General features: G+C 60.5%; 23 protein-coding genes. 14 read left to right on the top strand and 9 right to left on the bottom strand.

All coding sequences use genetic code 11. The features are described from left to right. The first annotated feature begins 94 nt into the window (after positions 1-94). Positions 95-1,018 carry an SPFH domain-containing protein gene (locus L972_RS16395; protein ID WP_047439600.1) on the top strand — a complete coding sequence of 308 codons (924 nt, stop codon included), beginning with the start codon at positions 95-97 and terminating at the stop codon, positions 1,016-1,018. Further along, on the top strand, positions 1,015-1,470 hold the full coding sequence (locus L972_RS16400; RefSeq protein ID WP_005343235.1) for an NfeD family protein: 456 nt from the start codon (positions 1,015-1,017) through the stop codon (positions 1,468-1,470). The genes L972_RS16395 and L972_RS16400 overlap by 4 nt, the downstream gene beginning before the upstream one ends. A gap of 69 nt (positions 1,471-1,539) precedes the next feature. Here the strand turns inward: L972_RS16400 and L972_RS16405 are convergent, their stop codons facing one another. Further along, a complete protein-coding gene (locus tag L972_RS16405; RefSeq protein WP_047439602.1) occupies positions 1,540-3,645 on the bottom strand; it encodes a methyl-accepting chemotaxis protein in 2,106 nt (701 codons plus the stop codon). Between the two features lie 140 nt (positions 3,646-3,785). Here L972_RS16405 and nadA point away from each other — a divergent pair, with 140 nt between their 5' ends. Continuing rightward, positions 3,786-4,859: a quinolinate synthase NadA gene (nadA, locus tag L972_RS16410; RefSeq protein WP_005343233.1), complete on the top strand. Its 1,074-nt coding sequence runs from the start codon at positions 3,786-3,788 to the stop codon at positions 4,857-4,859. 70 nt (positions 4,860-4,929) lie between these two features. On the opposite strand, the gene L972_RS16415 is transcribed toward nadA, so the two are convergent. Both L972_RS16415 and gap read right to left on the bottom strand, forming a co-directional pair. Then, entirely contained in the window at positions 4,930-5,796 is an 867-nt protein-coding gene (locus tag L972_RS16415) for a D-hexose-6-phosphate mutarotase (RefSeq protein ID WP_047439603.1), read from the bottom strand. Positions 5,797-5,882: 86 nt separating this feature from the next. Continuing rightward, positions 5,883-6,878 (bottom strand): type I glyceraldehyde-3-phosphate dehydrogenase, encoded by a 996-nt coding sequence (gene gap, locus L972_RS16420; RefSeq protein ID WP_005335708.1) that lies wholly within the window; start codon positions 6,876-6,878, stop codon positions 5,883-5,885. A 347-nt stretch (positions 6,879-7,225) separates the two neighbouring features. On the opposite strand from gap, the gene malQ reads away from it, so the two are divergent. From malQ to msrB, 4 genes are all read left to right on the top strand, one after another. Further along, on the top strand, positions 7,226-9,415 hold the full coding sequence (gene malQ, locus L972_RS16425) for a 4-alpha-glucanotransferase (RefSeq protein WP_047439605.1): 2,190 nt from the start codon (positions 7,226-7,228) through the stop codon (positions 9,413-9,415). An 82-nt stretch (positions 9,416-9,497) separates the two neighbouring features. Next, positions 9,498-11,675, top strand: coding sequence for a 1,4-alpha-glucan branching protein GlgB (gene glgB, locus L972_RS16430; protein ID WP_047439608.1), 2,178 nt, complete (start codon positions 9,498-9,500; stop codon positions 11,673-11,675). Next, entirely contained in the window at positions 11,675-13,831 is a 2,157-nt protein-coding gene (gene glgX, locus L972_RS16435; RefSeq protein WP_047439610.1) for a glycogen debranching protein GlgX, read from the top strand. The genes glgB and glgX overlap by 1 nt, the downstream gene beginning before the upstream one ends. A gap of 68 nt (positions 13,832-13,899) precedes the next feature. Next, positions 13,900-14,286: a peptide-methionine (R)-S-oxide reductase MsrB gene (msrB, locus tag L972_RS16440; RefSeq protein ID WP_047439612.1), complete on the top strand. Its 387-nt coding sequence runs from the start codon at positions 13,900-13,902 to the stop codon at positions 14,284-14,286. A gap of 73 nt (positions 14,287-14,359) precedes the next feature. On the opposite strand, the gene chrA is transcribed toward msrB, so the two are convergent. After that, positions 14,360-15,511, bottom strand: coding sequence for a chromate efflux transporter (chrA, locus tag L972_RS16445; protein ID WP_139714611.1), 1,152 nt, complete (start codon positions 15,509-15,511; stop codon positions 14,360-14,362). A 73-nt stretch (positions 15,512-15,584) separates the two neighbouring features. Beyond that, positions 15,585-16,040: a nucleotide triphosphate diphosphatase NUDT15 gene (locus L972_RS16450; RefSeq protein WP_047439616.1), complete on the bottom strand. Its 456-nt coding sequence runs from the start codon at positions 16,038-16,040 to the stop codon at positions 15,585-15,587. A gap of 206 nt (positions 16,041-16,246) precedes the next feature. On the opposite strand from L972_RS16450, the gene L972_RS16455 reads away from it, so the two are divergent. Together L972_RS16455 and L972_RS16460 are read left to right on the top strand one after the other, a co-directional pair. Beyond that, positions 16,247-16,474: a hypothetical protein gene (locus tag L972_RS16455; protein ID WP_005335715.1), complete on the top strand. Its 228-nt coding sequence runs from the start codon at positions 16,247-16,249 to the stop codon at positions 16,472-16,474. Between the two features lie 145 nt (positions 16,475-16,619). Further along, positions 16,620-16,937, top strand: coding sequence for a hypothetical protein (locus tag L972_RS16460; protein WP_005343224.1), 318 nt, complete (start codon positions 16,620-16,622; stop codon positions 16,935-16,937). 131 nt (positions 16,938-17,068) lie between these two features. On the opposite strand, the gene L972_RS16465 is transcribed toward L972_RS16460, so the two are convergent. Further along, positions 17,069-17,545, bottom strand: coding sequence for an Lrp/AsnC family transcriptional regulator (locus L972_RS16465; protein WP_005304871.1), 477 nt, complete (start codon positions 17,543-17,545; stop codon positions 17,069-17,071). A gap of 311 nt (positions 17,546-17,856) precedes the next feature. Continuing rightward, positions 17,857-18,480 (bottom strand): helix-turn-helix transcriptional regulator, encoded by a 624-nt coding sequence (locus L972_RS16470; RefSeq protein WP_047439619.1) that lies wholly within the window; start codon positions 18,478-18,480, stop codon positions 17,857-17,859. Positions 18,481-18,586: 106 nt separating this feature from the next. On the opposite strand from L972_RS16470, the gene L972_RS16475 reads away from it, so the two are divergent. Both L972_RS16475 and L972_RS16480 read left to right on the top strand, forming a co-directional pair. After that, complete coding sequence (locus L972_RS16475; RefSeq protein WP_047439621.1) at positions 18,587-19,816, top strand: MFS transporter; 1,230 nt, start codon at positions 18,587-18,589, stop codon at positions 19,814-19,816. 110 nt (positions 19,817-19,926) lie between these two features. Then, positions 19,927-20,745: a Cof-type HAD-IIB family hydrolase gene (locus tag L972_RS16480; protein ID WP_047439623.1), complete on the top strand. Its 819-nt coding sequence runs from the start codon at positions 19,927-19,929 to the stop codon at positions 20,743-20,745. Positions 20,746-20,796: 51 nt separating this feature from the next. Here the strand turns inward: L972_RS16480 and L972_RS16485 are convergent, their stop codons facing one another. Continuing rightward, a complete protein-coding gene (locus L972_RS16485; protein ID WP_005362971.1) occupies positions 20,797-21,360 on the bottom strand; it encodes a DUF2799 domain-containing protein in 564 nt (187 codons plus the stop codon). Between the two features lie 206 nt (positions 21,361-21,566). Here L972_RS16485 and L972_RS16490 point away from each other — a divergent pair, with 206 nt between their 5' ends. Both L972_RS16490 and L972_RS16495 read left to right on the top strand, forming a co-directional pair. Further along, positions 21,567-22,406, top strand: a complete 840-nt coding sequence (locus tag L972_RS16490) for an isopenicillin N synthase family dioxygenase (RefSeq protein ID WP_047439625.1) — start codon at positions 21,567-21,569, stop codon at positions 22,404-22,406. Between the two features lie 211 nt (positions 22,407-22,617). Further along, complete coding sequence (locus tag L972_RS16495; RefSeq protein WP_047439626.1) at positions 22,618-23,931, top strand: sodium-dependent transporter; 1,314 nt, start codon at positions 22,618-22,620, stop codon at positions 23,929-23,931. Positions 23,932-23,934: 3 nt separating this feature from the next. Here L972_RS16495 and L972_RS16500 read toward each other — a convergent pair whose 3' ends face one another. Beyond that, the gene (locus L972_RS16500) at positions 23,935-24,654 is read right to left on the bottom strand and encodes a substrate-binding periplasmic protein (RefSeq protein ID WP_047439628.1); all 720 of its coding nucleotides are present in this window, start codon (positions 24,652-24,654) and stop codon (positions 23,935-23,937) included. Between the two features lie 431 nt (positions 24,655-25,085). Between L972_RS16500 and L972_RS16505 the strand changes: the two genes are divergently transcribed. Further along, positions 25,086-26,399, top strand: a complete 1,314-nt coding sequence (locus L972_RS16505) for a sodium-dependent transporter (protein WP_047439630.1) — start codon at positions 25,086-25,088, stop codon at positions 26,397-26,399. Positions 26,400-26,744 lie beyond the last annotated feature (345 nt).

The raw sequence follows: 26,744 nt of genomic DNA on the forward strand, positions 1-26,744 counted from the left end.
CTGTTTTGGGGCCACAGAGGATCAAGACAAGGACTCATGGTGATCTGAGGACACCGGGTGTAGTCTATCGAGACACCGAACATGGAGAAGCACGATGAATGAATCACTGATTGTCTTGGGATTTTTCGTATTCCTGGTGATCGCCACCTTGGCGGCCGGAGTCAAGATAGTGCCCCAGGGCTACAACTGGACGGTAGAACGCTTTGGTCGCTACACCCGCACCCTCTCACCCGGTCTCAATCTGCTGATCCCCTATGTGGATCGGGTCGGTCACAAGATCATCATGATGGAGCAGGTGCTGGACATCCCGGCGCAAGAGGTGATCTCCCGCGACAACGCCAACGTCACCATCGACGCCATCAGCTTTGTGCAGGTAGTGGATGCCCGCAAAGCGGGTTATGAGGTCAACGATCTCACCAGCGCCATCCGCAATCTCACCATGACCAATATGCGCACCGTGCTCGGTGCCATGGAGCTGGACGAGATGCTCTCACAGCGCGACACCATCAACGAGAAACTGCTGCGCACCATGGATGCCGCCACCGCCCCCTGGGGCATCAAGGTGACCCGCATCGAAATTAAAGATGTACGCCCACCGCTGGCACTGGTCGAGGCGATGAACGCCCAGATGAAGGCCGAGCGCCAGAAGCGGGCCGAGGTACTGGAGGCCGAAGGGGTGCGCCAGTCCAAAATCCTGAAAGCGGAAGGCGAAAAGCAGTCCCAGATCCTCAAAGCCGAAGGTGAGCGTCAGGCCGCCTTCCTCGCCGCCGAAGCGCGGGAGCGGGCTGCCGAGGCGGAAGCCAAGGCGACCCATATGGTTTCCCAGGCGATTGCGGAAGGAGACCTGCAGGCCATCAACTACTTCGTGGCTCAGAAATATACCGAGGCACTGGCCCGCATCGGTGAAGGCCCCAACAGCAAGATCATCATGATGCCGCTGGAAGCGGGCAGCCTGATTGGCTCGGTGGCTGGTATGGCCGAGCTGTTCAACAAAGATGGCAAGGGCAGCAAGTCATGACAGCCCTGTTAGAGGGGCTGACCCACTGGCACTGGCTAGGACTCGGCTTCATTCTGCTGGCCATCGAGGTGCTCGGCTCGGTGGGCTTTTTGCTCTGGACCGGCATCGCCGCTCTGGAAGTGGGCCTGCTGCTGCTGATCTGGCCCTTTGGCTGGCAGGCGCAGTTGCTGCTGTTTGCGGTGCAATCCCTGCTCACCACCTGGGTCTGGTGGCGCTGGCAGCACCAGCGTGACAACTCGGGTCAGGATGCCGCCAGCACCATCAACGAGCGGATGCAGAGCTATATGGGCCGCGAGCTAACCCTGCTGGATGATGTCGCCCAAGGCACCAGCCGGGTGCATCTGGACGACACGGTCTGGACGGTGCGCTGTGACGAGTCTCTGCCGGCGGGTAGCAAGGTCAGGGTGGTGGGGGCTGACTCCCACATCCTGCTGGTTGAACCCCGCAACTGACGCAACTCTGCCATCGAGTCATGAAAAAGCCCGCGATCGCTCGCGGGCTCTTGTCTCTCTGGCTGCCACTCAGGTACGCAGCCGATCGAGCTGACTGGCGAGCGCCGTGGCTGCTTGCTCCAGCGCCTCGCTCAGTTGATGGCTGGAGCTGGCCTCCTGCCCGATCACGTTGGCGGTATCGCCGATCCGCATCAGGTTCTGGTTGATGGTATCGCTCACCGCACTCTGCTGCTCGGCGGCGGTAGCTACCTGACTGATGTGGTCGTGGATCTGCTGGATCTGCGCCACCACCCGATTGAGCGCCTCAAACGCCTGCTCGGTACCCTGTACCGTGGTAGTGGAGCGCTCGATACCGGTATTCATCAGACGCTGACTGCTGCTCACCTCGGTCTGCAGGCTACCGATCAGCTGGCCGATCTCGTCGGTCGATTCACGGGTCTTGGTCGCCAGCGCCCGCACCTCGTCCGCCACCACTGCAAAGCCACGCCCCATGTCCCCTGCCCGTGCAGCTTCGATGGCGGCGTTGAGGGCCAGCAGGTTGGTCTGCTCGGCAATGGCGCGGATCACATCGAGGATCCGGCTGATATTGGTGCTGCGCTGGGCCACCAGCGCCACCGCTTTATCCGCCTCATGCATATCACCGACCAGAGTATGGATCTCGTTGCGGGCATTGCTGAGGGTCTGCTGGGCGGTATTGATGTGGTGGGTCGCCGCTTCCGACTCCTGCGCCGCCTGCTCGGCATAACCTGCCACGCTGACTGCCGTGGTGCTCATCTGGTGCATGGCGCTCACCACGCTCTCCAGCTCCAGATTCTGCTCATCCAGACTGTTGCGCATGGTGTCGGCGGTATGTTTCATCTCCCGCGCCTGCTGGTAGACCTGCTGACCGATCCCCTTGCTCATTTGCACCATGCCCCGCAGCTTGCCGAGGAAGGCATTGAGCTGGGACCCCAGATCGATCAGCTCCTGATGGGTGTCGATCTCCACCTGCTGGGTCAGGTCACCCTCGTTGCTGGAGAGGTGGCCCACATGGCGGCTGATAAGAGAAAGCGGCGCTGTGATGGTCTGGATAAACCAGACCAACAGCCCCAGCACCAACAGGGTAATCCCGCCCATGGCGATGATCTGCTGCCGCTGGGCATCCACCAGCAGGGCGCCCAGTTCATTGCTGATGGCGTGCGCCTTGCCGAGCGCCAGCGCCTTGGGCACCTTGATCATCAACCACCACTGGGTATTGGCTGCTTCAACCCGGATGGGCTGATGAAGAATGAAGTCACTGTCGCTGCTGACCGGCTGACCGTCAGGCAGGGTCAGGCCCACCTCCTTGAGTGGACGGCCCAGCTTGTCGGCATAGCGGTTGCTGCCCACAATCAGCCCCATCTTGCTGACCAGGGTCACATCCGCCTTGTTGTCATAGAGGCTCTTGCCAAGGTTTTCAGCCAGTTGCTGGAAGATGGGCAGGTTCATATCCACCCCGGCCAGCCCGACAAACTTGCCGTCACGCAGCACGGGCACCGTCAGACTGGTCATCAGCATCTTGTTGCCCGGGCTGATTTCGTAAAGGTAGGGCTCCATCAGGCAGGGCTGGCGGGTATCGCGACCACAGAGATACCACTCGCTGTTGCGAATGCCAAACTCGTTGAGGGAGGTATCAAACTTGGCCTCGCTGGCAGCGGCGTCCACCGCTTGCTGAGCGACGGCCCCTCCCTGATCCTTGGTGAAATAGACCTCCAAACTCCCCTTGCCTGCCACCGAGTGGCTGGCCCCGCCCAGCCAGTTGCCATCCTCGCCATCATAGCCGTCCGGTTCAAACTGGGCGTAGATGGAGCTGATCCCGCTCGCCTGTTGCAGGCTGCTGCCGAGCAGAGACTCCACTTGGGGTCGCGACAAGCGCAGTTCCGGTTTGGCCATCCCGGCTTCAATCTGGGCGGTCACGGTCAGGGGGATCTGATAGGAGTTCTGCATCAGCGAGGCAATCTGGATGGCATAGCGTTCTGCCTGATACTGCAGGCTGCGGGAGACCTCCTCTTCCAGTGCATCGCTGGTCTGGGTCATCACCATGTTGCGAAGGGAGCTGAAAGAGGCCGATTGCAACAGGGTCATGGCCAGCCCGGTCAGCAAAAACAGCCCCATGGTAAGGCACAACAACTTGAACTTGAGGGAACGTTGCTTCATGCGACAACTCCTTATGGCAGAATAACAACGAATTACTTGAGTATATTCGCCCACTTGCGCTTCACCCGATTTGTTGATGGGTTTGTGGCAGGCTTCTGGTTATAATTTTTGCCTTCCCGAGCGTTGATGGAACAGTCGCAATGAGCAATGCACTGAGCAGTGTCCCGCCGGTAGTCGCAATGGACTACCCCTTTCCGGCCAAACCTCTTCCCCTGAGTGCCGAGCAGAGAACGACCTTGACCACAGAAATCAAGGCGCTGCTCAAGGAGCGCAAGGCGGTACTGGTCGCCCATTACTACACGGATCCCGAGATCCAGGCGCTGGCCGAAGCCACCGGCGGTTTCGTCGGTGACTCGCTGGAGATGGCCCGCTTTGGCCGCGATCACGAGGCGCAAACCCTGATCGTCGCCGGGGTGCGCTTTATGGGGGAAACCTCCAAGATCCTGAGCCCCCACAAGCGGGTGCTGATGCCGACTCTGGAGGCCGAATGCTCCCTCGATCTGGGCTGTCCCATCGAACAGTTCTCCGCCTTCTGCGATGCCAATCCCGACCATACCGTGGTGGTCTATGCCAATACCTCGGCCGCCGTCAAAGCGCGGGCTGACTGGGTCGTTACCTCCAGCATCGCGCTCGAGATCGTCGAACACCTCGACAGTCTGGGTCACAAGATCATCTGGGGCCCGGATCGCCATCTGGGTGCCTATATCGAGAAGAAGACCGGGGCGCAGATGCTGCGCTGGCAGGGCCACTGCATCGTCCACGACGAGTTCAAGGCCCGCGCCCTGCGCGAGCTGAAAGAGCAGAATCCGGACGCCGCCGTGCTGGTTCATCCGGAATCCCCCGCCTCGGTGATCGAGCTGGCCGATGCGGTGGGATCCACCAGTCAGCTGATCAAGGCAGCCAAGGAGCTGCCCCAGCAGAAGCTGATCGTGGCGACCGATCGGGGCATCTTCTACAAGATGCAGCAGGCCTGTCCGGAGAAAGAGATGGTGGAAGCACCGACCGGTGGCGATGGCGCTACCTGCCGCAGCTGCGCCCACTGCCCCTGGATGGCGATGAACGGTCTGGTGGCGATCAAGGAGGCGCTCACCGACGGTGCCGAGCGCCACGAGATCCATGTCGATGAAGCGCTGCGGGTAAAGGCCCTCATCCCGCTCGATCGGATGCTCAATTTCGCCGCCGAACTCAAGCTCAAGACCCAGGGCAACGCCTGATTGCCGCCGTCACGAGATGCAAAGAGGGCTCCCGCGGGAGCCCTCTTTATTTATCTGAAACTCATCCTGCTCAGATGATCACAGTGGAGAGGCTGTGCTCTTCATCCGGCGCAACGGTCACACCCGCCTCGCCAGCGATGGCGGCTTCGACGCAGAGCATGGTGCGATAGCCATCGTCGCTCATGTCGGCCATGGCGGTAGCCCCTTCCAGCCAGGGGGTCCAGACCACCACGCTGTCGTGGTTGCCACTGACAACCCGGATCTCGCGCTCACCATCCTGCACTCTCACCAGCGCCTCTGGCTGCCAGTAGACCCGATCCAGCGGCCCGCTCAGGGTCAATGCCCCCTGCTGCTTAGCATCCTGTCCGGTCAGCTTGTCAGCATAGGGCTCGCCCAGGCCGGTGACACTCACCGCTTCCGGCGCACTGATTTGCAAATAGGTATGCAGCGCACCGCTATAGGTCAGCGGCTGGCTACCGGTGTTGCGAGTGGTCAGCACCAGCGAAAGCTCTTTGCCCACCAGCACGTCCAGTTCCAGTTCGAAGGGGTGATCCCACAGGGTACGGGTTGCGTCGCTGTCGCGCAGGGAAAGATGAACAAGCGTGCCATCAGCGTGATCGGAGACCCCGTCCAGCATCCAGAGGGTGGTACGGGCAAAACCGTGGGAGGGCTTGCCGCTACCGACGCGGGCGGGCGCCGGGCCAAACCAGGGCCAGCAGATCGGGATACCACCGCGAACAGGCTTGCTGCCATCCAGCACCGCCTTGTCACTCAACCAGATGGAGGATGGCTCGCCATGACGCTGATAGCTCAGCACATGGGCGCCAAACAGGCTGATTTCTGCCTTGGCATAGTCGTTGTTGATGGTTAGAACCGGCAGACCGGCCGCATTGTTGGCAAGCTTGCAATTGGCTGTCAGGGGACGAATGGATTGCATGTGGACTCCTGTCATCAGGGGAAACCGAAAAACAAAAAGGCGGCCAATGGCCGCCTTTTTCAAGCTACGCGATTGCGCATCCCAAATTACTTGGAGATGTGAGCGATCAGGTCCAGAACTTTGCTGGAGTAGCCCATTTCGTTGTCGTACCAGGATACAACTTTAACGAATTTGTCGTTCAGCTGGATACCAGCCTTGGCGTCGAATACGGAGGTCTGACGCTCACCCAGGAAGTCGGTAGATACAACTTCGTCTTCGGTGTAGCCCAGAACGCCTTTCATAGCGCCTTCGGAAGCAGCTTTCATCGCTTCGCAGATTTCTGCGTAGGTGGCAGCTTTCTTCAGGTTAACGGTCAGGTCAACAACAGACACGTCCGGAGTCGGAACACGGAAAGCCATACCGGTCAGCAGGCCTTTCAGTTCCGGGATAACTACGCCAACAGCCTTGGCAGCACCGGTAGAGGACGGGATGATGTTCTGAGCCGCACCGCGGCCACCGCGCCAGTCTTTGGCAGACGGACCATCAACGGTCTTCTGGGTAGCAGTGGTAGCGTGAACGGTGGTCATCAGGCCAGACTCGATACCGAAGGTATCGTTCAGAACCTTGGCGATCGGTGCCAGGCAGTTGGTGGTGCAGGAAGCGTTGGAAACGATGTCCTGGCCAGCGTAGGTAGAGTCGTTAACACCCATTACGAACATCGGGGTAGCGTCTTTGGACGGGCCAGTCAGAACAACTTTCTTGGCACCAGCAGCGATGTGCTTACGAGCAGTCTCGTCGGTCAGGAACAGACCGGTAGCTTCAGCAACAACGTCAACACCGATTTCGCCCCACTTCAGGTTGGCCGGGTCACGCTCAGCGGTAACACGTACGGTTTTGCCGTTTACAACCAGGTTGCCGTCTTTAACTTCAACGGTACCGTTGAAACGACCGTGAGTTGAATCGTACTTCAGCATGTAAGCCATGTAGTCAACATCGATCAGGTCGTTGATACCAACAACTTCGATGTCTGCACGCTCGCAAGCCAGACGGAATACGAAACGACCGATACGGCCAAAACCGTTAATACCTACTTTGATAGTCATATTTAGTTACCTAACTGTTCAGTAGTCAAAGAAAATTCCGCTTGTAAATTTACTAGAACTCTCCGGTGAGTCAACCAACATTCTGTCTGAAATTGCGCTATATCATGAAAAACTGTGAAATTAATTTTCTGTTTATGTAACTGATTACCACGTTTTGACGAAAAAAGTGCCAGATCGTGGCATCGCGCAGATATCAACAATAGTGCCTACTCGGTCACACAACCATTCACAGAGATATGTAAAAATGTGCGCGGTTTAGCATGGCCAAAGAGCCACTGTTCAAGTACCACCCCATAAAAATCAAACAAAATAGTATAGATAGAATCCACAGCGGGAATTCTCAAACTATGACCACCCTGATTGAACAGCTGGCTGCCGCAAAAGGTATCGCCAGCGAGTATGTCGATGCCTGGGGCCACCCGGCCCAGGTATCAGAAGAGAGTAAGGCCGCCATGCTGGGCGCCATGGGCTACCGCGTCGATGACGAGGCCGCACTGGTGCAGCAGCTGGAAGAGGAGCATCGCCAGCACTGGCTGCGGGCGCTGGATCCTGTCATGGTGGTTCGCACCGGCGACGCCGTTACCCTTGAGGTTCGCCTCCCCATCGAATTCGTCAACGACGCCCTCAACTGGCAGCTCCAGCAGGAGCAGGGGGCAGTGCTGTCCGGTCAATTCACCCCCATCGAGGGTGAGCTGGTCGGCGTGGCCGAATTTGAAGAGATGGAGTGCCAGGCCTATCGCGTCACCCTGGAGATGGCCCCGGAGCTGGGTTACCACCAGCTGGTGCTGCTGGAAGAGGGCAATGACGAGCCGTTGGCCACCATGCGCCTCATCGTCGCCCCCAAGGCCTGCTACAAACAGGCGCCGATTGCTAATGGCCGCAAGGTATGGGGCCCGAGCGTGCAGCTCTACTGCCTGCGCAGCCGCCACAACTGGGGTATTGGTGATTTCAGCGATCTGGGCCAGCTGGTCGAGAAAGCGGCCGCCTGGGGTGCCCACTTCGTCGGCCTCAACCCCATCCACGCCCTCTATCCGGCCAATCCGGAGAGCGCCAGTCCCTACAGCCCCTCTTCCCGTCGCTGGCTCAACGTGGCCTATATCAATGTGGAAGCGGTACCCGAATTCCAGCAGAGCGATCGCCTGAAAGCGGAAGTGGCAAGTCCTGCCTTCCAGCAACATCTGGCTGATCTGCGCGCCAAAGAGAACGTCGATTACACCGGCGTGATCCAGACCAAACTCGGCATGCTGCGTCAGGTGTTCGATGAAGCCACCCTGAGCGCCGAGCGTCAGGCCGCCTTTGATGCCTTCGTGGCCGCCGGTGGCGACAGCCTGCAACAGCAGGCAGCATTTGATGCCCTGCAGGCCCACTTCTATGCCAAAGGCGAAAATGCCTGGGGCTGGCCGGTATGGCCTCAGGAGCTGCGCGATTACCACAATCCTGCCGTTGCCGCCTGGATGGCCGCGCACCCGCAAGATGTCAACTTCTACCTCTATCTGCAGTTCCTGGCCGACGAGCAGCTGGCGCAAGCCGATGCACGCGCCAAGGCTGCCGGCATGGTGATGGGGATCTACCGGGATCTGGCGGTGGGCGTCTCCGAAGGCTCCACCGAGATCTGGGCCAACCAGGATCTCTACTGCCCGAAAGCCTCGGTCGGTGCGCCGCCCGATATCCTCGGCCCGCTTGGTCAGAACTGGGGCCTGCCCCCGATGAACCCGAACAAGCTGTTCGAAGCGGCCTACCAGCCGATGGTGGACTTGTTCCGTGCCAACATGCGCTCCTGCGGCGCACTGCGCATCGACCACGTGATGGCCTTGCTGCGCCTGTGGTGGGTACCGCCCGGAGCGTCCGCCGCCAAGGGCGCCTACATCTACTATCCGGTCAACGATCTGCTGGGCATTCTGGCCCTCGAATCCCACCGCAACCAGTGCCTGCTGATCGGCGAGGATCTTGGCACCGTGCCGGAGGGGATCGACGTGACCCTGAAAGAGAACGGCGTCCACTCCTACAAGGTGTTCTTCTTCGAGCGCTCCAAGGAAGATGGCGGCTTTATCTCCCCGGCGCACTACACCGAGCAGGCGATGTCGGCCCTGACCACCCACGACATGCCGACCCTCAAGGGCTTCTGGCACTGCGACGATCTGGCGCTCGGCCGTCAACTGGGTCTGTATCCGGATGAAGATGTATTGAAGACTCTGTATGCTGATCGTCACCAGGCCAAACAGCGGATCCTCGACAGCTTGCATGCCCACAAGGTCATCTCTGACAACATCAGTCATGACGTGAACTGGGTCGGCATGAACACCGAACTCAACCACGGTCTGCAGATCCACATGTCCCGCGGCAGCTGCGCCCTGTTCAGTACCCAGCTGGAAGACTGGCTGGAGATGGACAAGCCGGTCAACGTACCGGGCACCAGTTACGAATACCCCAACTGGCGCCGCAAGCTTTCCGCTGATCTGGAAGATATTTTTGCCAATGAGGCACTCAAGGCACTGGCTGGCAAGATGAGCCAAGCCCGTGATGAGGCCAGTCGTTGAGACGCTGTCTCCCACAGCGCTCTCACCTAAATCCACTCCGGCTTCGGCCGGAGTGGATGCTCTGTCATGAAAGGAAATCTCGATGCTCGTTGAACGTTTGGTTGCTGCCCGCTGTTCCGATCCCTTCTCTCACTTAGGCCTGCAGGCCAATCCGGATGGGCCCGGCCTCAAACTGACCGCCTGGTTGCCTGATGCCCTCGAAGTCCGCGTCAAGGATCTCAAGTCGGGCAAAGTCGTTGCCACCCTGGCGCCCACCGATGAATCGGGTCTTTTTGAAACTGTTTTCACCCGCCGCAAAAACTCCTTCCCCTATCAGCTGATCGCCAGCTACCAAGATGCCACCACCGAGGTCATCGACCCCTATCAGTTTCAGGATGCCGCCTGGGCAGGCCTGGCCGAACTGACCGCCCAGCCGGAAAACCTCTATCACACCCTTGGCGCCCAGCTGCGCACCGTGGAGCATCTTGGCCAGCAGGTGGAAGGGGTGCGTTTTGCGGTCTATGCGCCGAGCGCCACCGCCGTGAGCCTCATCGGCGATTTCAACTTCTGGGATGGCCGCCGCCATCCGATGCAGCGCAGCCTCTGCGGTCACTGGGTGCTGTTTGTGCCGGGCCTCAAGGCCGGGGATCGCTACAAGTTCGAGCTCAAAGACCCCATGGGCAACCGGCTGCCCCACAAGAGCGATCCGGTCGGCTTTTACTGCGAGCAGTATCCGTCGTTCGCCTCCGTGGTCTATGACCACGCCCAGTACCAGTGGCAGGATGCCGAGTGGATTGCCAGCCAGCACAACGACAAACGCGAGCAGCCGCTCTCCATCTATGAGCTGCACGTCGGCTCCTGGAAACGCCACCCCAACGGCGACAGCCTGAGCTGGCGTGAACTGGCAGTGGAGCTGGTCGCCTACGTCAAGGAGATGGAGTACACCCACATCGAGCTGCTGCCGGTCTCCGAGCACCCCTTCAGCGGCTCCTGGGGCTACCAGCCGGTGGGCATGTTCTCCCCCACCAGCCGCTACGGCACCGCCGATGATTTCAAATACTTCGTCGACCAGTGCCACCAGGCCGGCATCGGCATCATTCTGGACTGGGTGCCCGCCCACTTCCCGTCCGATGCCCACGGCCTGGCCCGTTTCGATGGCACCCCGCTCTACGAATATGAAGATCCGCGCCGTGGCTGGCACCCGGACTGGAACTCCTACATCTACGACTTTGGCCGCGACACAGTGCGCCAGTTCTTGGTGGCGAGCGCCCTGTTCTGGCTCGACAAGTTCCACATCGACGGCCTGCGGGTGGATGCGGTCGCCTCCATGCTCTATCTGGACTACTCCCGCAACGCCGGTGAGTGGGTACCGAACGTCGATGGCGGCAACCACAACTACGAGGCGATAAGCCTCTTGAAGTGGACCAACGAGGAGGTCTACGGCAAGTATCCCCACGCCATGACCATAGCCGAAGAGTCCACCGCCTTTGCCGGTGTCTCCCGCCCCACCTTCCTCGGCGGCCTCGGCTTTGGCTTCAAGTGGAATATGGGCTGGATGCACGACACCCTCACCTATATGCAGAAAGAGCCGATCCACCGTCGCTACCACCACAACGACATGACCTTCTCCATGGTTTACCACTATGACGAGAACTTCATCCTGTCGCTCTCCCACGACGAGGTGGTGCACGGCAAGCACTCCATGCTCTACAAGATGCCCGGTGACGAGTGGCAGCAGGCTGCCAACCTGCGGGCCTATATGGGCTTCATGTACGCCCACCCGGGCAAGAAGCTCAATTTCATGGGCACCGAGATCGCCCAAAGCAACGAGTGGAACCACGATGCCCAGCTGCCGTGGCACCTGCTGCAATATCCCAAGCATGCCGGTCAGCAGCGGCTGATCCACGATCTCAACCACCTCTACCGTCATGAGCCTGCCTTGTATCAGGCCGATTATGAGCAGACCGGCTTCCGCTGGCTGGATCATAACGATGCCGACAACAGCATCTTTGCCTGGCTGCGGGCGGACAAAGAGGGCAAGCAGGCTATTGTGGTGGCTTGCAACTTCACCCCGGTGCCTCGTCTCGAATATCGGATCGGCGTCCCTGCGGCGGGCCACTATCGGGTGGTGCTCAACACCGACAGCGAGTATTACTGGGGGAGTAACTATGATGTAGGTCTGGTGTTCGCTGCCGAACCGACCCCCTGGCAGGGGATGGCACACAGCATAGTGCTGGATCTGCCGCCGCTGGCGACCTTGTTTATCAAACAGGAGTCTTGATGCTTGTAATGGAAAAAGGGGTGGGCCACCCGCTGGGGGCCCGCCTTGACGAGAACGGTTGCCACTTCTGCGTCTGGGCCCCCCAGTCGGACAAGGTGGAGATCTGCCTGTACGACGAGCAGGAGCAGGAGCTGATGCGGCTGGAGTTGCCCGGCCGCCGTGGCCAGTATCGTTTTGGCTACGTGCGCGGCGTAAAAGCCGGGCAGCAGTATGGCTATCGGGTCTACGGCCCCGCACTGGAGGGAACCCTGTTCGATCCGCAAAAACTGCTGGTCGATCCCTATGCCAAGGCGCTCAGCCGTTCCACCTTTTGGGATGAGGCCCTCTATGAGGGCGACAGCGCTGACATGATTGCCAAGTCAGTGGTCGTTGATGACCACTTTGACTGGCAGGGGATCGGCAAGCCGGGGATCAGTCCGGCTCGCACTATCCTCTACGAGACTCACGTAAAGGGCTTTACCAGACAGCACCCCGGGGTACCCAAGGCGCTGCAAGGGACTTACTTGGGCATCTGCCACCCACTGATCATCGAGCACATCAAAAGCCTGGGGGTGACCTCGGTGCAGTTGATGCCGGTGGCCGCCTTCATGTCAGAGCCGCGGTTGGAGCAACTTGGCCTGACCAACTACTGGGGCTACAACCCTATCGCCTTCTTCGCCCCCGAGCCACGCTACAGCACTCAGCCTGCGGCGGCAGTGAGCGAGTTCAAGACCATGGTACGCGAGCTGCACCGGGCCGGGCTCGAGGTGATTCTGGATGTGGTCTACAACCACACGGCAGCCTCCGGCTTCGATGGCCCCACCCTCTCGTTCAAGGGCTTTGACAACGCCGGTTACTTCGCCTTCGAAGCGGGCCCCCACGGTCCCGACTACCGCCGTCACGCCAACGTGACCGGTTGTGGCAACAGCGTCAATCTGGATCACCCCAACACCCTGCGGCTGGTGCTCGATGCCCTGCGCTACTGGGTCACCGAAATGCAGGTGGATGGCTTCCGTTTCGATCTGGCGGTGACGCTGGCGCGGGAAGCGGGGGAGTTCGAGCCCATGGGAGCCTTCTTCAAGGCCGTGATGGCCGACCCTGTGCTGTCACAGGTCAAGCTCATCGCCGAACCCTGGGATATCGGCCCCTTCGGCTACCGGCTGGGTCAATTCCCGAGCCAGTGGCAGGAGATCAATGACCGCTACCGCGACACGGTGCGCGCCTTCTGGCGCGGTGATGCGGGCAAGATGGGGGACTTCGCCACCCGTCTGGTGGGTTCGCGGGATATCTTCCCGAAGAACTGGCGCTCGCCTCACACCAGCGTCAACTACCTCTGCTATCACGACGGTTTCACCCTGGAGGATCTGGTCTCCTACAACCAGCGCCACAATCAGGCCAACGGTGAAGACAATCGGGACGGCCACGGCAACAACCTCTCCTATAACCACGGGGTAGAGGGGCCGACCCTGGATCCGCGGGTCAACAGCTTGCGCCAGCAGCAGAAGCGCAATCTGATTGCCACCCTGCTGCTCTCCCAAGGCACTCCCCACTTCCTCGCCGGGGACGAGATGGGCCGCAGCCAGCTTGGCAACAACAACGCCTACTGTCAGGACAACCAGATCAGCTGGATCAACTGGCAGTGGCGGCCGGAGGATGAGCGGCTGTTCGCCTTCACCCAGCAGATGATGGCGCTGCGGGCGGAGTCCTGCGTCTTCTCCAACCTGCAACTGAGCGACGACAGCTGGAATGGCACCCCGTCCAGCTGCCATCAGGTCAACTGGTATCACCCGGACGGCCACCAGCTCACCGATCAGGATTGGCACGCCCCCATGGGGCAGGCGTTCGCCATGGATATCGGCATGATCAACTGTGTCGGCGAGCGCTGGTACGTGCTATTCAACGCCAGCGACTACGATATCCAGTTCCGCCTGCCGCCGCCGGGGGAAGGGCTGGAGTGGATCCAGACCATCGACACCGCAACCAACGATGGGCTGCCCTTCCTGCCCGATGACATCAAACGGCAGGTAGCGGTCGGCCGGGCCCACTCCCTCAAACTGCTGGAGCGGGTGGCGCTGGCCAGCACGGCGGAGGATGCCCAGCCACCGCAGCAGGAAATTCTCCCTGCATCCGGTGAGGAGATGGTTGCCACCTCGATCACAGATACAGGCAAAGCATAAGAGGCATGCTGGAGTCAGCTTTACGGAGCCGCTATGCTGGGCTCCGGTATGGATGGCAAGGAGTCGGTATGAGCAGTAACAATCCGGAACAGTGGCGCAGCAAACTGACCGCCGAGCAGTTTCACGTCTGCTGGGAGAAGGGCACAGAGCGTCCCTACAGCGGCGCCCTGCTCCACAATCGCAAGAGCGGCGACTACCTTTGTGTCTGCTGCAAGAGCGTGCTGTTTCACTCAGGAGCCAAGTTTGATTCCGGCTGCGGCTGGCCCTCGTTCGACAAGGCCATCGAGGGGACGGTGGAGTACACCGAAGACAATAGCCACGGCATGAAGCGAGTGGAGATCACCTGCCGCCAGTGCGGCTCTCACCTCGGTCACGTCTTCCCCGATGGACCGACCGAGACCGGCCAGCGCTACTGCGTCAACAGCCTGAGTCTGGATTTCGATCCCGAGGTCTGAACGGCTGACCCATTGCAATAAAAACGGCGCCTCCATCACGGAGGCGCCGTTTTTTATCGGGATTTCATCGGCTTCACGCCAGCAGGATAGCAGCCATCACCAACAGGGCCGCGATGGCCGGCACCGGCAACTTCAACACCCGCAGCAGATAAAAGCCGATGGCCGCCAGCGCCAGATCGGTCGGCGCCAGCACCGCACTCTGCCACACCGGCTGATAGAGCGCCGCCAGCAACAAGCCCACCACGGCGGCGTTGATGCCAGTGACGGCTCCCGCCAGACGGGGCCGGGCCAACCACTGCTGCCAGCAGGGGCCCACCGCCCAGAGCAACAGAAAGCCGGGCACAAAGAGCGCCAGGGTCGCCGACAGGGCCCCGGTCAGCGGCATCTCGGGCAACAGCTGGGCGCCAAGATAGGTGGCGAGGGTAAACATGGGCCCTGGCACCAATTGGGCCAGGCTGTAACCGGTCAGAAACTGCTGCTCGTTGAGGGTCTGGCCCACGCTCTCTTGCAGCAGCGGCAGCACCACATGGCCACCGCCAAACACCAGACTACCGGCACGATAGAAGTCGGCAGCCAGCTGGCCAATCGGGCTAGCGAGCAGCGGCAGACCGATAAAAAGGATGCCAAACAGCAGCAGGGTCGGCCAATGAGGCTGACTGCTGGCGGCAGAAGGCAACTCGGCGGTGGCTGGCACACTGCCCGCCCCGCGCTGGCTGCGGGCGCAGATCAGCGCAGCTCCCGCCAGCATCAACAGTTGAGTCAGCAGGCCGGGCTGCCACCAGAGTGCAGCGGCGGTCACCACCATGATCCCTTGGGTCATTCCCGTGGCACAGAACTGACGACTCATGGTGAGCACCGCATCGGCCACCACGATCAGCGCCAGCAGCTTGAGGCCATGCAGCGTCGCATCGAGCCACAGATTGCTGCCCAGCTGGCCGATGCCGATCGCGGCCGCCAGTAGCAGCAGAAATGAGGGCAGCGTGAAGCCAATAAAAGCAGAGAGCGCCCCGCCCAGACCTGCGCGATGACGACCGATGGCGAAACCAAGCTGGCTGGAGGCGGGCCCCGGCAGCAGTTGGCACAACGCCAGCAAGCGGGCAAATTCGGCCTGTGTCAGCCAGCCGAGCCGCTGGACGAAGGTGCGCTGAAAATAGCCGATATGAGCGGCCGGGCCGCCAAAACTGATGCATCCCAGCCATAAAAACTGAACAAATACCTGTCCCACGCTCTTCTCCCTCATCCCTCTTCTCCCGATGGAGAGGAGATATTATGACAGCGCGATGATCGTTTTATGACAATCAGGCTGATCCGGCCGACACCATTGGCACATCACCCGGCAGATAGCAGCGTCCCGCCAGCCAGCAGGCGATGGATTGGCGGCTGGCGTCGAAATGGGGCTCGGGCAACTCGCGCGGATCGCACCAGACCCAGCCTTCGCACTTCTCCGGCTCCAGCAGTTGCGGTTCGCCATCGGCTCGGGCGTACAGTGTCACCGAGATATAGTGCAACCCGCTCTCGCGCCATGTCTCCAGGTTGTTGGTCACCGCTACCACCTCGGGCCCATGGATCTCAAGTCCCGTCTCCTCGGCAACCTCGCGGATCGCCGCCGACTCGAAGCTCTCCCCCAACTCCAGATGGCCACCCGGGATCGACCAGTAGGGGGCATGGCTCCCTTTGCGTTTGCCAAGCAGCACCTGGCCTTGGGCGTTGGTCAGGATGACGCCGACCCCGACGCGGGGATAGAGAGTGGACATGAAAACGCTCCTTCAATCAGGCAGTAAAACGGCCCCACCTTAGGCCCAAGAAGGGCACAGGGCAAGCCCCGGCTGCACGGCACCTGCGCCTGTCGGTGCCCCCTCCCCTTGCCCCTGAACCGGTTATCACTGATGCTGGGGTGTGAAGCCCGGATGGAGAGGTCATCCCCATCCTCTCAGTCCCCCATCACCCCGAGGAGTCCGCCATGAAAAAATTGCTCCCCCTGTGCGCCCTGCTGCTCACGGCTTGCCAAACCACGCCGCCCCCCAACTCGCTCGCCATCGATGATGCTGACGCCTGGCAGGCCATTTGCAAAGATGGCACCCGGGTTCGCGCCGTGGTGGCAGAGGGGATCTGTGGGGATCATCGCGGGGTAGCCATGTGGACGAATAAGCCAAGAGCTGAACGGATGGCAGAAGAAGCCGCCAAATAGTGTGATCCAGGCACCATAAAATGACACTACCGGCCAATTGGCCGGATTTTTTCGCGATCTCGCCAGCACTTTGCCACCTTGTTCATGGTGCGCTCAGTTTTCTGTTCCCATACTGGCCCTACAGTTCCAAAAGAGGAGAGACAAGATGCAAACATCCATCGTCGGGCTCTCCATTCTGTGGGGGCTAGCCAGTTTTGGTGTTCAGGGGGATTTCATCGAGAGCCGTGATTCCGTTGCGCCATCCTGGCAAGCCGAGTCCAGAGTGGAGATGGAAGGTTATCTGATTGAATCGCTTGGCGAAGATCGCTGGCTGTTCGACAACGGCAGCGAGAGCCTGCTGGTCTCCCTGCCCGAGGGGCAGTGGGTGCCGACCGGCGAGCGGCTGCGGGTCAGCGGCGAACCGCAGCAGGAGCAGAGCGGCTGGCTGCTGCAGGTGGAAGACATCAGCCAGGTCAGCGTCTGACAGCGGCAGTTGCCCCGTCACCGCGACAGCTAATCCAGACCCGATAACCACTACCGAATAACCAAGAGCGAATAGCAAAAGAGGAGGCCACTGGCCTCCTCTTTCTGTTTATATGAGCGGTTTGCGCGGGCTCACCCCAGATGGTTGAGCGGCAGCGCCGTCTTGTGCTTGATGCGGCGCAGCACGAAGCTGGAGCGCACTCCGGTCACCCCCGGAATATGGGTCAGCTTGTCCAGCAAGAAGTGCTGATAGTGCTCCATGTCGCGCACCACCACCTTGAGCTGGTAGTCGGCATCGTTGCCGGTGATGAGATCACACTCCAGCACTTCGGGCAGTTCGCTGATGGCGCGGTCGAAATTCTCGAACCGCTCGGGCGTGTGTCTGTCCATGGAAATGTGAATGTAGGCGGTGAGGGTGAGGCCAAGCTGGCGGGCGTTGAGCAGAGTAACGTGGGTGTCGATGAGACCGGCATCCTCCAGCGCCTTGACCCGGCGGGAGCAGGGGGACGGGGAGAGCCCCACCAGCTCGGCCAGTTCCAGATTGCTGATGCGGCCATTCTCCTGCATCAGCTCGAGAATATGTCTGTCTATGCGATCAAGTTTCAGCATTTACCCTTCCTCGTTGCAATGACTAATCCACTTTTCCTAGATTAAGGGTGAACTATTGCAAAAACAACCGAAATAAGTGGTTACTTTGCAACCACTCACCGGCACGGGAGGGATACTATGGTTACATCTTCCGGTGGCAAAGCAGATACCTGACCGGGTCTCTGCGGTGAAGGACCTTACCGGGTCAAGAGCCCCATCAGCCGTCTTACCTTATCGGGAAATGACGGGCTGGAACGAGAGAATCCCCTCCCCGAAGGCAACAAAGCAGGCATCCCGGCGCCTGCTTTGTTGTTTTTGGGCGTTTGACGAAATCAGAGCGCGGGCGGCGTGATACGATAGAGGCAGCGATGCGCCCCCTCCAGCAGATATTGCTCCCGCTCCACCGTCGCCGGCGCCAGCAGCTGGCGAAACAGCGCCAGTTCGCTGCGACAGAAACCGCGGCAGGTGCGCGCCGCCGCACAGATGGGACAGTGGCTCTCCCACAGCAGCCAGCTGCCATCCTCTTCGCGGCGGATCTCCGCCATATAGCCCTCGCGAGTGCGCAGCTCCTTGAGCGCCGCCAGCCGGCCAGAGAGACCATGGGACCCCAGCACCTCCTGATAGCGAGCAAGCATCTGCTGCTCCCGCTGCTGGATCAGCCGCTCCATCCCCTCCTCGCCAAACAGCTCGCGCACGTTGTCGATCAGCTGCACTGTCAGGTCGCTATGGCTATCGGGGAAGCGCTGCCAGGCCTGCTCGGTGAGCTGCCACAGCCGCACGGGACGACCGCGCCCGCGAGCCTCGTCGTTGAATGTGACCCACCCCTCCTGCTCCAGTGCGAGCAGGTGCTGGCGGGCGCCCATGGAGGTCATCTGCAACTGCTCCCCCAGCGCGGCGGCGCTCTGCGGGCCATGGCTCTTGAGCAGAAACAGGATCTTGTCGGTGCTTGCGTTCATGACCCCATTATGGGGAGCCCCCTTTATTAAATCAACGATTCACTTTACTTAATCCCGTCTATGAATCAGCATAAATAAACAAATAACTTTACTTAATGGGTGCAACATGGAGAAACACGGGCACAAAAATCCCCTCTGGGTGCTGGTCATGACGGTCACGCTGGCAGTCGCGGGCTTCAGTCTCCCCTCCCCGGTATTGGCACCCTTGCTGCTGGATCCGGCGCAGGGGATGCTGACGCCGGAAGCCTCCGACTGGAGCCGCAAGGTGTGGCTGGGGGTCATCATGGGGCTCTATCCCCTGTTCCAGCTGGTGGGCAGTCCCTGGCTCGGTCGCCTCTCCGATCGCTATGGCCGCAAGCCACTGCTGTTGCTCTCGCTGGCGGGGGTTCTGGCAGGCTATGCCCTGATGGCACTCGGTATCGCCTGGCGCTCACTCCCCCTGTTGCTGCTCAGCCGGATGGTGGAGGGGCTATGCAACGGCAACATCGCCATCGTGCAGGCGATGGCGGCGGATCTCGCCGGCAAGGAGCACAAGGCGCGCAGCTTCGCCTGGATCAATATCGGCATGAATCTGGGCTGGATAGTGGGGCCGGTGATCGGGGGCTACGCCGCGGTGATCTCGGGGGATTACAGTCTGGCCGCCTGGCTGGCGGTAGGAATGACCCTGATCAACCTGCTGCTGGTCTACTGGCTGATCCCCTATCGTCCTCCGGTGGCGGCCACCCGTCAGACTGCGACCCTCTCCAGCCGCCAGTTGCTGATGCAACCGGCCCTGCTGCCCTACTTCGCACTTACCCTGATCAGCTATGGCGCCGTGCAGCTCTATTTCACCTACTTCAATATCTGGCTGGTGGAGCGGCTGGCGTGGGATCCGGCCCAGCTGGCGCAAGCGGCGGTGCTGGTGAGTTTGCCCATGATGGCGGGCTCCTGGCTCGGCTCTCGCATCGCCCGCCACTGGCGCGGCAGCTCCCTCGGCATTGTCGGCCATCTGGTGATGGCGAGCGGCATGCTGCTCTTTATCCTGCCCGTGCACTGGTGGGGGCTGGCGCTTACCTTCGTTCCCGCTGGCATCGGCATGAGTCTGGGGGAGCTGGCCACCTCGGTGGCGATCTCCAACCGCAGTCACCCGGAGCAGCAGGGGCAGGCGATGGGGCTCTACCGCGCCCTCGCCGTGGGCAGCGAGATCCTGGCGGTGCTGCTCGGCAGTCTGGTGCTGCTGGCCGGTACCGAGTGGCCCTTCTATCTCGCCACCCTCTGCTCCCTTGCCAGTGCCGCCGGTTTCTATCTGCTGCGTCGCCGTGCCGACCGTCGTCAACAGCTGGCCAGCTGCACCTGAGCCACGAAGGGATCACAGTTCGGCGCTTCGGCTGCGGGCAAGACTTGCATCGGGGCGCTGGGTCTGGGACGGTAAGGCTCTTTGCGGATTTGTTCGATGCTGGAGGAGCTATGAGTGAGTACAAGGCCATCGCGCTCGATATGGATGGCACCCTGCTGACCCGTGATCACAAGATCTCGTCGGCCACCCGGGCAGCACTGGCGCAGGCCCGCGCCCACGGCATCAAGGTGCTGCTGGTCACGGGGCGCCACTATATGACGGCGCGCCCCTTTCACCACGAGCTGGCCCTCGATACCCCCCTCATCTGCAGCAACGGCGCCTATCTCTATGATCCGGTGCAAAACCGGATCATCAGCGGCGACCCGCTGGCGGCCGCCCCGCTTACCGAGCTGCTGGCCGCGGTCGAGGCGCAGCAGATGGGCGCCCTGTTCCACCTGAGCGAGGGCATTGGCTACATCGGCTGTGAAGAGCATGTCACACGCATCCGCCACTGGTCGGCCAATCAGCCGGACCACCTCAAGATCGCCCTCCACCCGGTCGAGGAGCTGGCAGGCTGGCTCGACAACCCGGTCTGGAAACTGGAGCTGTTCAATCAGGATCCGGCGCGCCTGCACACCTTTATGGGCAAGGTGGTCGAGCAGATGCCCTTTACCCGCGACTGGGCGGCCCCCTATGCGGTGGAGCTGGTACAGCCCGGTTGCAGCAAGGGCAACCGGCTGGCCCAGTGGGCGGCCAGCGAAGGAATTGCGATGGAGCAGGTGGTGGCGTTTGGTGACAACAACAACGACATCAGCATGTTCGAGCAGGTGGGGCTGGCGGTGGCCATGGGCAATGCGGCGCCGCAGATCCAGAGCCATGCCCATCGGGTCACGGCCGACCACAACGAAGATGGTATCGCACTGGCACTGCAGCGCTGGGTACTGCCCTGATCTGACAAGGTGCAACATGGCCAGCACGCGGGCTGGCCATGAAGAGAGGGATTAACCGCCGAAGGAGAACTGGATCACCCGATCCGGATAGCGCAGACGGTTGTACTCCCGGCGCAGGGATTCGTAGTGGCGAATGGCCCGATCGCGCTTGGCGCGGTAATAGTCACGCTGTTCCGTGTTGGTTTCGTTGCGGATGCTGCGCTCCAGCGTATCGATATCCCGCTCGGTACGCTCCAGCTCGTCGCTGATCTCCCGCAGGCGGGCAGCCAGTTTGTACTCTTCGTAGCCACGCTGATACTGCTTGAGGAAGCTGGCATCATTGGGGCATACCCCCAGATAGGCCTGCCCCTCCTTGCCCTTGCTGTAGGCCAGCTCGGGAATGCAGTAGAGCTCCAGCCCCTTGTCGTAGCCCCGCTTCCACTCGGCTTCATCCACTTTGAGTCCATATTCGCTGCAAGAAGAAACGTAGTCGCGGGTCGCCTGACGGGTTTTGCCTTCCGATCCATCCTGATAACCCAGGTTGTACCAACTCATGGTACGGCACTCATCTTCTGACAGGGCACTGCATCCCGCCAGCAATACCGGCAGGGTCAGCAACAGGATTTTGGGGGACATGAACAGACTCCGGAAAAGATAGTGAGCGGCATTCTAGAGAGGATAAAAGGCCATAACAAGGGATGCGCACCCGTGCGGTCTGGCGCGGTTTATTTGATGTTTTTGTCACTATTCAACGCCGTGCCAGACGGGCGGCCAACCCGCTTTCCTTGTTATCAGGCGCAAGGTAAACTGCGCCATCTTTTAACTGGCGCGCAACAAAAACAATGAAAGTCCTGACCGTCGATTACCGCTCACCCGATGCGGCCCAACGCTTCACCGAATCCCTGCGAACCACCGGCTTTGGCGTGCTGACCAACCACCCCATCCCGAAAGAGCTGGTGCAGTCCATCTACGACAACTGGTATCGCTTCTTCATGAGCGAGCAGAAGCAGGATTTCCTGTTCAACCGCGAAACCCAGGATGGCTACTTCCCGCCCTCGGTCTCCGAGGTGGCCAAGGGCCATAGCCAGAAAGATATCAAGGAGTACTTCCACATCTACCCCTGGGGCCAGATGCCGGAAGAGCTGAAGGAGCAGGCGATGGAGTACTATCGTCTGGCCAACGGTCTGGCCGCCGAGTTGCTGGGCTGGGTCGAGCAGTTCACCCCGGCCGATATCGCCACCAACTACAGCTGCCCCCTCTCCTCGATGATCAAAGAGAGCCATAAGACTCTGCTGCGGGTGCTGCACTATCCGCCGTTCGATGGCACCGAGGAACCGGGCGCCATCCGCGCCGCCGCCCACGAGGATATCAACCTGCTCACCATTCTGCCCGCCGCCAACGAGCCGGGGCTGCAGGTGAAGGGCTCCGACGACGAGTGGATGGATGTGCCGTGCGACTTTGGCACCCTCATTATCAACATCGGCGACATGCTGCAGGAGGCCTCTCGCGGCTACTATCCCTCCACCACCCACCGCGTCATCAACCCGACCGGTGGCAGTGCCGCCAAGTCACGTATCTCGCTGCCGCTGTTCCTCCATCCGCGCCCGGATGTGGTGCTCTCCGAGCGCCATACTGCCCACAGCTACCTGATGGAGCGGCTGCGGGAACTCGGGGTGATCTAGTCCGCCGACGAGCCGTTGTCAGAGACCAAACCGGAGCAATCTCGCTCCGGTTTTTATTTGGTGGCAGGATTGGGCAAAAAACAGAATTAAATTAGCCAATCATGCCAATAAATCGCATTTACACCTGATAACCGTCGTAGTGATTGCGCCGTGACCTCCGTAACATGAGCGCCATTCTGCCCCTGCCCAGGGGCGCTCGATTGGAGTTCTTATGAAGCAGTCCCAATGGTCATCCCGACTCGGCTACATCCTCGCCGCAGCAGGTTCCGCGGTCGGTATCGGCGCAATCTGGAAATTCCCCTATGTCACCGCAGTCAACGGCGGCGGCGCCTTCCTGCTGGTCTTTCTGCTGTTCAGCTTCACCCTGGGGGTGGCGGTACTGATGGGGGAGACCCTGCTCGGCAGCATGAGTCGCCGCGGGGTAGTCGGTGCCTTCTCCGATCTGCTCGGCAAACAGTGGCGCTGGGTTGGGGTAATGGGGGTGATCTCTACCCTGCTCATCTACTGCTTCTACAGCGTGGTGGGCGGCTGGACCCTGGGTTATACCGGCATGGCCATCTCCGGCGATCTCAACCATGGTGATGCAGCAGCCCTCACCGCCCGCTTCAATGACTATGTCAGCGGCGACGTCTGGCCAATCCTCACCCACCTGCTGTTTGCCGCCCTCACCTGGATGGTGGTGCAAGGCGGCATTCAGAAAGGGGTGGAGCGCACCTTGCGCTGGATGATGCCGGCCCTGTTCCTGATGATCCTGATGCTGGTCGCCTTTGGCCTCACCCTGCCCAATGCGATGGCGGGAGTACGTCACTTCCTGATGCCCGACTTCAGCAAGCTGGGGATGTCTGGCGTGCTCGATGCCATGGGGCTGGCCTTCTTCTCCCTCTCCATCGGTCTGGGCATTCACACCACCTACGGCGCATATCTGCCGACCAGCGAAGGGGTTGGTCGCTCCAGCCTCTGGGTGGTACTGCTGGCCAGCATGGTGGCAGTACTGGCAGGTTTGATGATTTTCCCGGTGCTGGCTTCGACCGGTATCGATCCCGCCTCCGGGCCCGGCCTCACCTTCATGACCATGCCGGCGGTGTTTCAGCTACTGCCATTCGGTCAGGTGCTTGAGGTGATCTTCTTCGCCCTGCTGGTCTTTGCGGCACTCTCCTCGGCCATCTCCCTGCTGGAGCATTTGCAGTGCTTCCTGTGCGAGACCTGGGGCTGGTCACGCCGCACGGCCTGTAGCGCCATCACTGGATTCGTCATGGCTAGCGGTGTTCCGGTCAGCCTGTCGTTTGGCCCGCTGCAACACGCAACCCTGTTTGGCAAAACCATTTTCGAGCTGCTGGACTTTGTCACCTCCAACCTGATGATGCCGCTGTTCGGCCTGATGCTGACGCTGCTGCTGGGCTGGAAGCTGGGACGCAAGGCGTTGCCGCAAGGGATTGCCAGCCACTGGCATCACTTGCTGATGAACTGCTGGCGCTGGATTGCCCCCTTGCTGATCGGCGGGATCTTGATTCGCGGTCTGGTGTGACAGTTACTCTTCGCGGGTGGGCTCATCGGCTCGCCCCTGGGCGGCTCTGACAGCCTCCAGAGCATGCTGCCAGCGGGTGATCTCGGCATCATCCGTTCCCTTGGAGAAGACAATATAGAGACCGGCCTGATGGAGTAGCACTCCACTGCTGACGATGCTGCGCCGGGATAACCCCATCTTGTCGAGGGTGGCCTCCATCACCAGCTCCGCCATCGGCAAGGCATCGATCTTGCCCAGCATCAGCCGCTCTATCGCCTCCCCTACCGTCTTGTAGCGCACCAGATTGGTGTAGCCCTCATGGGTCAGCCGCACATCATCGGCGTTACCCAGCACGACCCCCACTCTGGGCAGATCCCGCAGCTGTGCCAGCGAGGTCAGCGGGTGGCGACTATCCGGCGCCTGATAGATAAAGACCCGATTGATAAAGAGCGGGCCAACCCATTTGAAATGGGACTCCCGCTCCGGGAGCCGCTGTACCACGAACAGTCCATAGCCGGGCTCGACCCGTGCCAGCGCCAGCGCCCGCTTGAGCGGGTAAATCCGCACCGGATAGCGGGTGCCAAGCTCCTCCTGCACCTCATCGATCAGGCGAATGGCAAATCCGTCGAGCTTGCCGTCGTGGTATTCGGTAAAGGGGGGTAAGTCGTGACTCAGCAGGGTTAATCCGGGCTGCGCCGACACACTCAGGCTGATCAGCAACCAGGGCAGCACCATCCATCTCATACGACATCCTGTCTCATCGTTGTTCCCGTCAGCGCCATGTAGCGGTCACTAGTTCCAGAAGAAGCTACGTCGATTATCGCCCAGTAAATAGCCACAAGGTAGAAAAGATGCTGCCCTGCGAGGTTCCCCACATTGAGTTGTACGTACAGTCAGAGTGGTGACAGCGGCACACATAAAAAATTTTTGATTTTATGTGTCAATTATTCTTTCCATGGTTTAGGCTGTTTCCTCATTCATTGGTCAGGTTGTCACCTCATGTCTGCCATCCTCGTGCTGTTTGGTCGATTTTTTAGCTCGCAAGAGAGGTGACCTTGTACGCACAGTTTTTCTGAATGTTCATTGCAAAGGTCGCCTCAGGCGGCCTTTTTTATGGTCTGTCGTTTATTGCTACAGAGGAGTATTGCTTCGATGTCGTGTTACCCGGAGGTTGTATGAGCCAGGTTCAGTGGTCTTCCCGTCTCGGTCATGTGTTGGCCGCAGCAGGCACAGCGATTGGCCTTGGTGCCATCTGGAAGTTTCCCTATGTGACCGCCACCAATGGCGGTGGTGCCTTTCTGCTGGTGTTTCTGCTGTTCAGCTTCACCCTGGGGGTAGCAGTACAGGTCGGCGAAACCCTGCTCGGCAGCCATAGCCAACGCGGGGTGCTCGGCGCTTTTCGCAAACTGGTAGGGCCGAACTGGCGCTGGATGGGGTATATGGGGATTGCCTGCGGCTTCTTTATCTACAGCTTCTACAGCGTGGTGGGCGGCTGGACCGTGGGTTACGCCGCGCTGGCGATGGCTGGCAAGCTCAACCTGAGCGAGGGGAGCGCCCTCACCGCCCTGTTCAACGGCTATGTCAGCAACCCCTGGTGGCCGGTGCTGACCCATCTGATTTTCGCAGGCCTGACCTGGTGGTTCGTGCAGGGGGGTATTCAGAAAGGGGTTGAGCGGGCACTGCGCTGGATGATGCCCGCGCTCTTCATCATGATGTTGCTGCTGGTGGGGGTTGGTCTCTCCATGCCGGGCTCCATGGCGGGTGTGCGCCAGCTGCTGCTGCCGGACTTCTCCATGCTGACCGGCCAGAGCGTGCTGGACGCGCTGGGGCTGGCCTTCTTCTCCCTCTCCATCGGGCTCGGGGTACACACTACCTATGGAGCCTACCTGCCCAATAGCGAAGGGGTGCTGCGCTCCGGGGTCTGGGTGGTCACACTGGCAAGCCTTATCTCGGTGCTGGCAGGCTTGATGATCTTTCCGGCGCTGGCCTCTACCGGCATAGACCCCACTGCCGGGCCGGGTCTCACCTTTATGGCCATGCCCGCCGTGTTCAGCCATCTGCCGTTCGGTCAGGGGCTGGGGGTGGTCTTCTTCCTGTTGCTGCTGGTCGCAGCCCTATCCTCTTCCATCTCCATGCTGGAGCATTTGGTGCGCTTCACTACCGAAGAGTGGGGCTGGTCGCGTCGTGGCGCCTGCCGGGTACTGACCCTGCTTATCATGGTCTCCGGCATTCCGGTGAGCCTGTCGTTCGGCCCATGGAGCGATCTGACCCTGTTTGGCAAGACCATCTTCGAGTTGCTCGACTATCTGACCTCCAACCTGATGATGCCGCTGTTTGGTCTGGTACTGACCCTGCTGCTTGGCTGGCGATTGGGTGATGCCATATTGCCTGCGGGCCTGTCACCCGCCCTGCGTCTGGCGCTGCTCTGGTGCTGGCGCGTGGTGGCGCCGCTGCTGATCAGCGGGATCCTGATCCGCGGGATCATGTAGCACCTGGCGCATCTTTGCGGGCAGGCCTTGGCCTGCCCTTTTTATTGCTGGCGTTTGCTTTAACAGGCGTTCATATGAGCAGCATCACAATGGACAGGAGTGAAGTCAGTGGCCGTCGAACAATCTAGGAAGAGCAGGATGAAGAAGGATCGGTGTGGCAGAGTGGCACTATAAGAGGTGGTGCTCGGCTCGCCACAACGGCAACAGAAGAAGCTGGAGTACTGAATTTCAGGCAAAAAAAATCCCCATCTGAGTGGGGACTTTCTCTGCAACCGCAGCTGATATCTCAGCCTTGCTTGCGAATATGGTGGTCGTTACTGGGATCGAACCAGTGACCCCCTCCTT

The sequence above is a fragment of the Aeromonas sp. ZOR0001 genome (assembly GCF_000801015.1).
GTDB classification, from domain to species: Bacteria; Pseudomonadota; Gammaproteobacteria; order Enterobacterales; family Aeromonadaceae; genus Aeromonas; species Aeromonas veronii.